The following is a 9,764-nucleotide window of genomic DNA, read 5'->3' on the forward strand; positions in this document are numbered from 1 at the left end:
AGAGCCCGACTTCTTAGTTCCCGAAAGTGGACATTCTTCGCGGACAAGTTGGCTGGTCGGGGGTTTGGCGCCTTTCTCCGCTACTATTCCCATGCAGTGAGGCTGTCAGTGGCGTCAGGAGCAGGATCAGGATCGGGGATCTTGTCGCCAGCCAGGAGATACGAAGCCGGTCGACGGTTATCCAGCAGAAGACCGGGCGCCCTGTTCAGTTCGAACTGACAGGCGATGTTCGTGCCAGCCTTTTGGCGTGGCTCGAGCGGCGTGGAGGATCGACCGAAGACTACGCCTTCCCAAGCCGCATCGATCGAACAAAGCACCTGAGCACGAGACAATACGCGCGCCTGGTCGATGAATGGGTGACTGCCATTGGGCTGCGACGTGAGGAATACGGTACGCACTCGATGCGGCGCACCAAGGCTTCGATGATTTACAAGGCGACGGGCAATCTCCGTGCCGTGCAAATCCTGCTTGGCCATTCCAAGATCGAGAACACCGTCAGGTACCTGGGCGTGGACATCGAGGACGCGCTATTGCTCGCCGAGCGCACGGAAATCTGAGGTCGAGGCGGTCCTTTCCCAAAACGGAAGCGGAAGGGCCGCTTCTCAAACTCGGACATCGGACCTTTTGTCTGAAACTGGGCGGGAAGCGGACATTGATTTTCTATGCTCGTCGGTTCGAAACGATAAGGCGACAATTCCACATAGCACCCACTGTCGCGACGACAAATAAGTTCAACCTTGGACAAGTCGCGCTGATTTCGAGTTTTCGGCAATTGTGCTAGGGAAATGCCCAGTTCGACGCCGGACTGGGAAACGGGCGTGCCAACTATCTCGGAAATATCAGTAGGAAACCTTGCTTGGCGCCATCTCGTAGCGAGATAGTCGCGCGCGCTCTGGTCGCAAACCGATTGAGGAGCGTATCATCAAACGATACTCTCTATTGGAGCGATGGCCGCCTTGATGGTGGCAACCGGTGCACAGGCGCAAACCTTCACGATCTCGGGAACCTGGGGCGAGGTCAAATTCACTGGAGGTGTCGGCGAGCAGGGAATGGCGGCGAGGTCCGGCAACGCACCAGGCAAAGTCGATGTGGCCCTTGACGATGGCGCCAAGGTGATCGCTACCGCGCATTGTGTCGGCATGAACCAGCATCCTTCGCAGATATTTTCACTGGTCCCGTCTTGTGACTTCAGCCGACGATTACGCGGAGGGCGGAGTGGTTTCGTTGCTGCTCGGCTGCAATCCGATTGACCCCAATAACACTGGGCCAAATGCCGCGTTCGGGTGCGTCGGACGTATCTAGGGCAAGTCAGGCGAGGTTGCCGACCGAAGTGGTGCAATGGTCATGCACTTTAGCGGCGATGGAAAATCGTCCGGAGCTGGCCAGTGATATAACTGACGCCAGGAATGCTGACTGAGTCAATGTCTCAGCCTGATAACAGGTTGTATTCAATCGAGCTGGCTAAATAGCCTTTCAGGTCGTTGGGACATTTGGGCAGAGCGGACAAAGTTGCAGTAACGGACTTCTTTCGGGCGCTGGCAGGCAGCGACGGGGGGTGACATACCCTGTCGAAGAATAGGGGGAGGGGGAGCGGATGTCGAAGGAGTCCCTTATCGCGCGTTCGGTTCTTGCGATGCTCCTTGCAGCGTCGAGTGCGGCGAGTGCGGGCCAGCTCGGCAAACCGGTGATCGGACCTCAACTGGTCTGTTTCAAATACAACACCTTCAGCCTGAACAACGGAGAGCGCCTGACCGAGGTCCCCGGAAGTTCCGAGGAAATCTCGGTTCTTGTCGCGAGCAGCAAGAGTGAGCTTCGCATCGCGGAAGGCGAAGTCTGGGCCGATACCAAGAAGGATAAACAGCGTATCCTCCAGCGCGGCAAGACCTCGGTCTACCGGATCGTGAGTGAGCCCCGATACGCGATCTATGACCCTCTGGACTATGAAACGAACAAGCTACTCATCTGGTTGAGCGGGTCGGCATTGAAGGGCAACGACGAGGACAACGCCATCGTGTCCCGCTTCAAGATCGAGGACGCCGAGCGGGTAGAGTGCCAGCATCAGTTCACTTATTCATCGTGACCGCCCACAGTTGAGCCGCCGGCCGAATGGCGGCTCAAACCTCCCGCAGCCGTGGCATCAGCTCGACGAAGTTGCAGGGTCGATTCCGGCTGTCGAGCTGTTCCGCCAGGATCCGGTCCCAGCCGTCCTTCACTGCGCCGTTCGAGCCGGGCAGGGCGAAGATGTAGGTTCCGCGCGCCAGCACGGCGAGGGCGCGGCTCTGGACGGTGCTGGTGCCGATGGTCTGGTAGCTGACCCAACGGAACAGTTCGCCGAAGCCTTCGATCACCTTGTCGGCGACGCGGTGCAGCGCCTCGGGGGTCACGTCGCGGCCGGTCAGGCCGGTGCCGCCGGTCGAGACGATCGCATCGATCGCCGGGTCGTCGATCCAGCCGTTGAGGCGGCGGACGATGGCGTCGGCGTCGTCCTTCTCGATCGCCCGCACCGCCAGCCGGTGCCCGGCCCCGGTGATGCGCTGGGCGAGGATGTCGCCCGAGGTGTCCTCGGCCAGACCGCGTGTGTCGCTGACGGTCAGCAGGGCGATGGAGATGGGCTTGAACGGCCGGCTCTCGTCGATCGCCACCCTAGTTCTCCGATGCGGTCATGTAGACCCGCCCGTCGGTCCTGCCGCCTTCGCTCGGGAATGCCGGCCACTGGTTCTCGGCCAGCGCGAGACGGCTGGCCGACTGGGCGCGGGCCTGCCGCTCGTACATCCAGTAGTTGCGCATCACGATGGCGACGTAGCTGCGCGTCTCCCAGTAGGGAATGCTCTCCATGTAGAGCAGCGGATCGCCCTGGTCGTGAATCTCGTAGGCCCAGCGCGTCACCGGGGTCAGGCCGGCGTTGTAGGCGGCCATAACCTGCGGCAGCCGCCCACGCGTGGCGGGTGAATCGCGCAGCATCTGCAGGTTCTGCTGCCCGAAGGCGAGGTTGGTCGCCGGGTCGAAGATGTTGACCGCGCTGGCGCTCATGCCGAGCCGCGGGGCGTGTTCGCGCACGGTGATCGGGGTGATCTGCATCAGCCCCTTGGCCTGCGCCGGGCTCACCGCGTTCGAGCGGAAGGCCGATTCCTGCAGGGCGTGGGCATAGGCCAGCGCCGGGTCGACCTGCCATCCGGTGGTCGGCATCCACTTCGGCGTCGGATAGCGCGAGGCCGGGTCCGGATTGGCGCCGGAGGGCGAGTTGTAGGCGAAGTAAAGCTGGGTCTGCGGAAGGCCGAGATCGCGGGCAAGGCGGGTCAGCGCGCCGAAGTCCTTCGGGTTGCCGATCTTGGCTTCGTGGATCAGCACCTCGCTGGCGAGCACGTCGCGACCGATTTCGGCCAGCGCGACCGCGGTGCGCACGTTCTCGTTGTCCTTGAGGCTGCGCCAGTCGTCCTTGCTGAAGTCGGCCGTCTCGACGCTGACCGGAAGGTCCTTGCCGAGCTGCTGGCTCGCCAGCATTCCGTAGAGCGTCTGGTCGTCGTAGGCCGCGCCGCGCAGAAGCTCGGCGCTCTTTTCCGGCTTGCGGCAGCGCAGGGCCGCGCGGCTCGCCCAGTAGTAGGCGGCGGCGCGAAGCTCGGTGTTCTGCGCCCCGCGGGCGGAGCGTTCGAAGTAGTCTCCGGCGAGAATGCAATCGCCCAGCCGCCACGCCGCAAGCGCAGCGGTCCAGTCGCCCTCGGCCACCCATGGACCGCTGCCCGCGGCAACCGTCTGCGCCAGGGCGAGAGCTTGCGGATCGCGGTTCTCTATGTAATAGCTCCAGGCGATGCGCTGGCGCCATTCGGCGCGGGCATCGGGCGTCAGTGTCGCATCGATCCCGTCGAGCAGCTGGCGGGCGCCGTCGGGGTCGTCCTCGGTGATCCGCTGCAGGATCTGTTCGCGGATCGCCGTCGGCATCGACCCATCTTCGATCGAGCGGGGCCGGACCCGGCGCGGAATGCTGCTGAGCGGATAGAAGCTCGCTTCCTGCGGCACATAGGGCATTTCGGTCGCGCCGCGGGTCATCGCGAGGCGGGCGAGCTGCGCGGCTTCGGGCAGGCGGCTGCCCCGTTCCATCCACGCCTGGATCTGCGGCAGTTCGACCTTGGGCGAACCGGCGGCGAGGTAGAGTTCGGCGCGCGCCACCGGATGCAGAAGGCCGTCGCGCTGGTCGAGCATGGTGCTCGCCGTCGTCCAGTCGCTCCGGTCGATCGCGCTGAAGACGGCGCTGTAGTACTCGCGCGTCTCGCGGTCGAGCTGCTGCGGCGCACCGTTCTGGGTGGCGTGCGCGGTGAAGTACTCGCGCGTCGTCTCCGCCGCGGCGGGGGCGGCCAATTGCATCAGGAGCACGGCCGCCGTGGCGGCTGCGAATTTCCTCACTTATTCCCTCCAGTCGAGCCAGGCACGCCATAGCGCGGCCCGGAAGCGGTGTCCCTGCAGCAGCGTTTCCGGGCCGACTGCGGCAAGTACGGCCGGGTCGACCGCATCAAGCGCGATTTGCCGTGGATTTACACTGCGCTGCGCCGGATCGTGCTGAAAAAGAGTCAAAATATCGCGACCGAGCAGCAGAATGCGCTGAGGGGCGGCGAGTGCGATGTGGTGGCGGACGATATCGCCGAAGCCTCGCGCGGCAAGTCCCGTCCAGTCGGCATGGCTCGCATGGCAGGGCAGGGCGGTGGCGAGGTATATCTCGCTCTCGTCGAGGCCCATGGCTTCATGCATGGCCGTGAGGAGCTGGCCGTGCGGGCCCGAGAGCAGCGTATCGGTGTCGCCGGCCTCGGGCATGGCGACGAGGATCATCAACTTGGCGTCGGCGAATCCGCGCGGGGCCAGGCGCGGCCCGTTGCCGGCGGCCGAGAGCGAGGGTTCGGCCCGCCACCAGTGCGCGAAATCGACGAGCGTCTTCGGCCAGGTATCGCGCTCCCCGCCGAGCGGCGGTTGCTTCGGCTTTACTGGCGCAGCGACGACCGCTGCCATCGCCGGAGCAGGCGTCTCCGAGGGAGCTTCCGGTACCTCCAGCCAGTTGTGCGGCTCGTCGGCGAAATCGCAGTCGACGCCCGCTTCGCGCCACCAGTCCTGCGCGCCGGCAAGCGCTTCGCCGAGGGGAATGTCGCGTCTCGTATCCATGTGCATGTCCGACGCAGGTCTTGACCTGCCGCCGCCCAGCTATCAAGCCCCGTCCATGCTATTCACGCGAATGAAGGTAGTCCGGTGAGCGCAGAAGAATCCCAGCGCGAATCCATGCCGGTCGACGTCGTGATCGTCGGCGCCGGGCCTGCGGGCCTCGCCGCCGCGATCCGCCTCAAGCAGGTCGATGAAGCGCTCGAAGTCGTGGTGCTCGAGAAGGGGTCCGAGGTCGGGGCGCATATCCTCTCGGGCGCGGTTATCGATCCGCGCGCGCTCGACGAACTGCTGCCCGACTGGCGCGAATCCTGCCCGCTGGCCGCGGTGCCGGTGACCGAGAACCATCACTGGGTGCTGACCGAGCGGGGCAAGTGGGAGCTGCCGCACCTCGCCATGCCGCCGCTGATGTCGAACAACGGCAACTACACCGGCTCGCTCGGCAACCTGTGCCGCTGGCTGGCCGAACGGGCCGAGGCGCTGGGCGTTCAGGTTTTCCCCGGATTCCCGGCCTCCGAAGTCCTCTTCGACGAAAGCGGCGCGGTGATGGGCGTCGCCACGCAGGACATGGGTGTCGCCGCCGACGGCAGCCACAAGCCCGACTACCAGCCGGGCATGGAACTGCACGCGAAGTGCACCCTCTTCGCCGAGGGCGCTCGCGGGCACCTGACCAAGCGGATGAAGGCGCACTTCGCGCTCGATGCCGAGAGCGAGCCGCAAGTTTATGGCCTTGGTATCAAGGAATTGTGGGACATTCCTGCCGAAATGCATGAACCGGGCCGGGTGATCCACACGCAGGGCTGGCCGCTGTCGGAGAGCGATACCTGGGGCGGCGGGTTCCTCTACCACCAGGCCGGCGGGCAGGTCGCGCTCGGCTTCGTCACCGCGCTCGATTACGCTAATCCTTACGTGTACCCGTTCGAGGAATTTCAGCGCTGGAAGCAGCACCCGGCGATCCGCGCGGTGCTCGAAGGCGGCAAGCGCGTCTCCTACGGCGCGCGGGCGATCAACGAGGGCGGCTGGCAGAGCGTGCCCAAGCTCGCTTTCCCGGGCGGGGCGCTGGTCGGCTGCTCGGCCGGCTTCGTCAACGTGCCGCGCATCAAGGGCACCCACACCGCGATGAAGAGCGGCATGCTGGCGGCCGAGGCCGTTGCTGCGGCGATTGCCGGGGGACGCGAGAAAGACACGCTTTCCGAATACGATAGCGAGGTTTTTTCAAGCTGGATTGCAACCGAATTGCAGCTTGTGAAGAACGCCCAGCCGCTGGTCGCCAAGTTCGGCGGTGCTCTCGGTTCGGCCTTCGCCGGGATCGACATGTGGCTGCGCACGCTGAAGATCCGTCTGCCGTTCACGATGAAGCACCACACCGACGCCGAGGAAACGCGCCGCGCCGACCTCTACAGGCCGATTGCCTATCCCAAGCCGGACGGGAAGATCAGCTTCGACCGCCTCTCCTCGGTGTTCCTCTCGGGTACCAACCACGTCGAAGACCAGCCCTGCCATCTGGTGCTAAAGGACCCCACGGTGCCGACGCGCATCAACCTGTCGGTCTACGCCGGGCCCGAGGCGCGCTACTGCCCTGCCGGGGTCTACGAGTTCGTCGGCGTCGAGGAGGGCGAGCCCAGGCTGGTGATCAACGCCCAGAACTGCGTGCACTGCAAGACCTGCGACATCAAGGACCCGACCCAGAACATCGAATGGGTCACGCCCGAAGGTGGCGGCGGTCCGAACTATCCGAATATGTGATGCGGGTCCCCTCGACAGAAGCCTTTGAGGCGATATTCGAAGGCGCGGAGGGCCGCTATCGCATCGACTACGCACCGACCGACGAGTGGGATGGCGTCATCAGCGTATCCATTGCCGGTCATGACATGCGATGGAATGTCGACCTGGTTGAGCAGGAAGACGGCACCCTTCAGATGGGCGGAATCACGTCAGGCACCAAGGAAGTATGGGATGACGAATTCTGGTTTCAGATCATCTGTGATGGCGGCCCAAAGTCCATCCAGCATTGGGGCGATCGCGTGATCTGGCGTGAAGACCCAGCAGTTGCGGACTGATCGCCGCTTTGCGCCTCACCGAAACCGCCTACGCCAAGATCAACCTCGCGCTGCACGTGCGGCGGCGGCGGGAGGATGGGTATCACGAGCTCGAGACCCTGTTCGCCTTCGTCGATGCGGGGGATACGCTTTCGGCACGGACGAGCGAAAAGGACGAGTTGAAAGTCGTTGGCGAGTTTGCCACGGAAATAGCTGATCCCTTTGGCAATCTCGTTTCGAAGGCGCTCGGCAAGTTGCCGCGTCCGGACGGCCTGTCGATCACCCTCGAAAAAGTCCTTCCGGTCGCCGCCGGGCTGGGTGGCGGGTCGGCCGATGCGGGCGCGGTGTTTCGGATGGTGCGCGATGCGTATGGCTTGCCCGACGACTGGCGCGAGCGGGCGGCGGCGCTGGGGGCGGACGTCCCGGCCTGCGTCGAGAGCGTGACCTGCATCGGACGCGGCACCGGGACCGAGCTGGAGCCGATGGAGAGCGACTTGGCCGGAACGCCGGTGCTGCTGGTCAATCCGCGCGTGGCGCTGCCGACCGGGCCGGTGTTCAAGGCATGGGACGGCGTCGATCGCGGACCGCTGCCCGAAGGCTCGCCCTCGCTGATCGCCCGCGAGGGACGCAACGACCTCGAAGCGCCGGCCATCTCGCTGTGCCCGGCCATCGCCGAAGTCCTTGCCGCCCTGCGTGAAACGGAGGCCGATCTCGTGCGGATGAGCGGTTCGGGGGCGACGTGCTTCGCACTCTACCGAAGCGCGGACGCCATGCGGGCGGCGGCGGAAAAGCTGGCTTCTGGGCATCCGGACTGGTGGCAGTTGCAGGGCAAGCTCAGGTGATCTGCAAAGAAGCCTTCTGCATCGCCGGAGAGTCTCAGGCGGGGGGTGTGCTGATCGTCTCCGATCACGCCTCCGACCGCGTTCCCGACGACATCGACCTCGGCATCGATCCCGAGCTGCTGAACGAGCACGTCGCGATCGACATCGGCGTCGCCGGGGTGGCCCTGCAATTGGTCGAACATCGGGGCTACGCGGCCTTCCTCGCCAACGTCAGCCGCCTCGTCTGCGATTGCAACCGGGCGGAGGACTCGCCGGGCGTGATCCCGCATGCCAGCGACGGGCACGCGATCCCCGGCAACCTGTTCGACATTGCCGGACGGGAGGAGCGGCTCGAGCGGTTCTATCGTCCCTACCATGAAGCGCTGGCGGCCCTGCTCGATCGCGCACCGCCCCGGTTGATCGTCTCGCTGCACAGCTTCACCCCACGCCTTGCCAGCGCGCCGAACGAGCAGCGCCCATGGCAATGCGGGATCCTCTACAATGAGGACGACCGCGCCGCGCGCCTCGTCATCCCCCTGCTCGAAGCCGAGGGGCTCAAAGTCGGCGACCAGCAGCCCTACTCCGGCAAGTTGCTCAACGAGACGATGAACCGCCACGCCGAAGCCCACCGCCGGCCCTACTTCGGCATCGAAATTAGGCAGGACCAGATCCGCGACGCCGCCGGGCAGGCCGACTGGGCTGAAAGGCTGCTTCGCGTGATACCGCAGGTGGCCGCCGCCTTGACCTAGGGCGTGTCGTTGCCTTCCGGCTCTGTCGGGGTGGCCTCGGGCTTGCGCCGGATGCCCAGCAGGTCGAGCAGCCCGTCGCGCACCGACTTTATCGCGGCGATGAGCGCGGCGAGGGCGACGAATATCGCGGTCACCGCCTTGATCCACGTCGGCGCCCCCTTAACGCCTTCCTCGATCTTCTGCAGCGGCGTGACCTGCACCTGGAACGACAGCGATTCCGATGTCGGGGTGAGGTCGTGATAATTGCCCTCGCGATCAATCGCCTGCGCGACCGTAGTGATGGTCATGGTGTGGTCGCCTCCGCGCAGCGCGGTGACCTCCCATCTCCACATCGTCGAGGGGTAGGGCGAGCCTAGATGGACGCGCTGGACCGGTTCCGACTTCGCCTCGATCTGGAACGCTTCGTCGCCCTGGAGGACGGCCTTGACGCGCTCGCCTACGGTGACGGTGAACTCCTTGGGCCTGCCCGGCATCTTGGCGATGATTTCGCCGGGGCGGGGCGCGACGGCCAGTGCAGGTTCGGGGTCCGCGATAGGTTGCGGATCCCCGCGCGGGGACTCTGCTTCGTCCGTGGCCGCGTCTCTGGGGTCGGGCGTGGGCTCCTTCGTATCCGTCGCTTCTGTTCCGCGTGAAGCCGGGGGCGGATTGGCGGCGACGGCGAGCCACACGGTAAAACTGTCGTTCCGCTTGATCGGGTTGGGCGCGTTGAACGATGCTGTACCTTCGGTCTGGCGGTCGGCCTGCTTCTGGAAATCGGCGCAATCTTCCGCCGTCGCGTAATCCGAAATGGCATCGCAATAATCGCCCTCGACTTCAGCGACGGCGTCTTCCGCCGCTTGTTCGCTGCACGATGCAATCGTTCCGGCAATGCCCGCGCCTATCGAAAGTCGAAGGATTATGCCCCAAGCAATTCGAGACATGGACGATGTCTCCCTGTTAACCCTGATCGAAGGTCTCACACCGGGCAGACCAGGTCAACGACGGCAGGATTACTGAAGGCCGGCGGACTTTTATTT

Annotated in this window: 10 protein-coding genes and 1 pseudogene; 7 read left to right on the plus strand and 4 right to left on the minus strand. The window is 64.8% G+C overall.

Going from position 1 to position 9,764, the window contains the following annotated elements:
• Positions 1-122: 122 nt before the first annotated feature.
• From GRI89_RS08105 to GRI89_RS08115, 3 genes and pseudogenes are all read left to right on the plus strand, one after another.
• Positions 123-557: pseudogene (locus tag GRI89_RS08105) on the plus strand (tyrosine-type recombinase/integrase); the annotation flags it as partial.
• A gap of 390 nt (positions 558-947) precedes the next feature.
• The gene (locus GRI89_RS08110) at positions 948-1,250 is read left to right on the plus strand and encodes a hypothetical protein (RefSeq protein WP_159794007.1); all 303 of its coding nucleotides are present in this window, start codon (positions 948-950) and stop codon (positions 1,248-1,250) included.
• A gap of 344 nt (positions 1,251-1,594) precedes the next feature.
• On the plus strand, positions 1,595-2,080 hold the full coding sequence (locus GRI89_RS08115; RefSeq protein ID WP_159794009.1) for a hypothetical protein: 486 nt from the start codon (positions 1,595-1,597) through the stop codon (positions 2,078-2,080).
• Positions 2,081-2,114: 34 nt separating this feature from the next.
• Here the strand turns inward: GRI89_RS08115 and moaB are convergent, their stop codons facing one another.
• From moaB to GRI89_RS08130, 3 genes are read right to left on the minus strand one after another with little or no spacing between them, the layout of a single operon-like run.
• Entirely contained in the window at positions 2,115-2,642 is a 528-nt protein-coding gene (moaB, locus tag GRI89_RS08120) for a molybdenum cofactor biosynthesis protein B (RefSeq protein ID WP_328598152.1), read from the minus strand.
• Position 2,643: 1 nt separating this feature from the next.
• Positions 2,644-4,398, minus strand: a complete 1,755-nt coding sequence (locus tag GRI89_RS08125) for a lytic transglycosylase domain-containing protein (protein WP_328598153.1) — start codon at positions 4,396-4,398, stop codon at positions 2,644-2,646.
• Positions 4,399-5,145 (minus strand): uracil-DNA glycosylase family protein, encoded by a 747-nt coding sequence (locus tag GRI89_RS08130; RefSeq protein ID WP_159794011.1) that lies wholly within the window; start codon positions 5,143-5,145, stop codon positions 4,399-4,401.
• A 114-nt stretch (positions 5,146-5,259) separates the two neighbouring features.
• Between GRI89_RS08130 and GRI89_RS08135 the strand changes: the two genes are divergently transcribed.
• From GRI89_RS08135 to GRI89_RS08150, 4 genes are read left to right on the plus strand one after another with little or no spacing between them, the layout of a single operon-like run.
• Positions 5,260-6,885: an electron transfer flavoprotein-ubiquinone oxidoreductase gene (locus GRI89_RS08135; RefSeq protein ID WP_159794303.1), complete on the plus strand. Its 1,626-nt coding sequence runs from the start codon at positions 5,260-5,262 to the stop codon at positions 6,883-6,885.
• Entirely contained in the window at positions 6,885-7,199 is a 315-nt protein-coding gene (locus GRI89_RS08140) for a hypothetical protein (RefSeq protein ID WP_159794013.1), read from the plus strand. The genes GRI89_RS08135 and GRI89_RS08140 overlap by 1 nt, the downstream gene beginning before the upstream one ends.
• Before the next feature lie 8 nt (positions 7,200-7,207).
• Positions 7,208-8,020, plus strand: a complete 813-nt coding sequence (locus tag GRI89_RS08145; protein WP_159794015.1) for a 4-(cytidine 5'-diphospho)-2-C-methyl-D-erythritol kinase — start codon at positions 7,208-7,210, stop codon at positions 8,018-8,020.
• The gene (locus GRI89_RS08150; protein WP_328598179.1) at positions 8,020-8,748 is read left to right on the plus strand and encodes an N-formylglutamate amidohydrolase; all 729 of its coding nucleotides are present in this window, start codon (positions 8,020-8,022) and stop codon (positions 8,746-8,748) included. The genes GRI89_RS08145 and GRI89_RS08150 overlap by 1 nt, the downstream gene beginning before the upstream one ends.
• Here GRI89_RS08150 and GRI89_RS08155 read toward each other — a convergent pair.
• On the minus strand, positions 8,745-9,668 hold the full coding sequence (locus GRI89_RS08155) for a hypothetical protein (RefSeq protein ID WP_159794017.1): 924 nt from the start codon (positions 9,666-9,668) through the stop codon (positions 8,745-8,747). The two genes, GRI89_RS08150 and GRI89_RS08155, sit on opposite strands and share 4 nt — an antisense overlap.
• Between the last annotated feature and the right edge of the window lie 96 nt (positions 9,669-9,764).

Origin of the sequence: Croceibacterium salegens (genome assembly GCF_009827435.1) — a bacterium.
In the GTDB taxonomy this organism is placed as follows: Bacteria; Pseudomonadota; Alphaproteobacteria; order Sphingomonadales; family Sphingomonadaceae; genus Croceibacterium_B; species Croceibacterium_B salegens.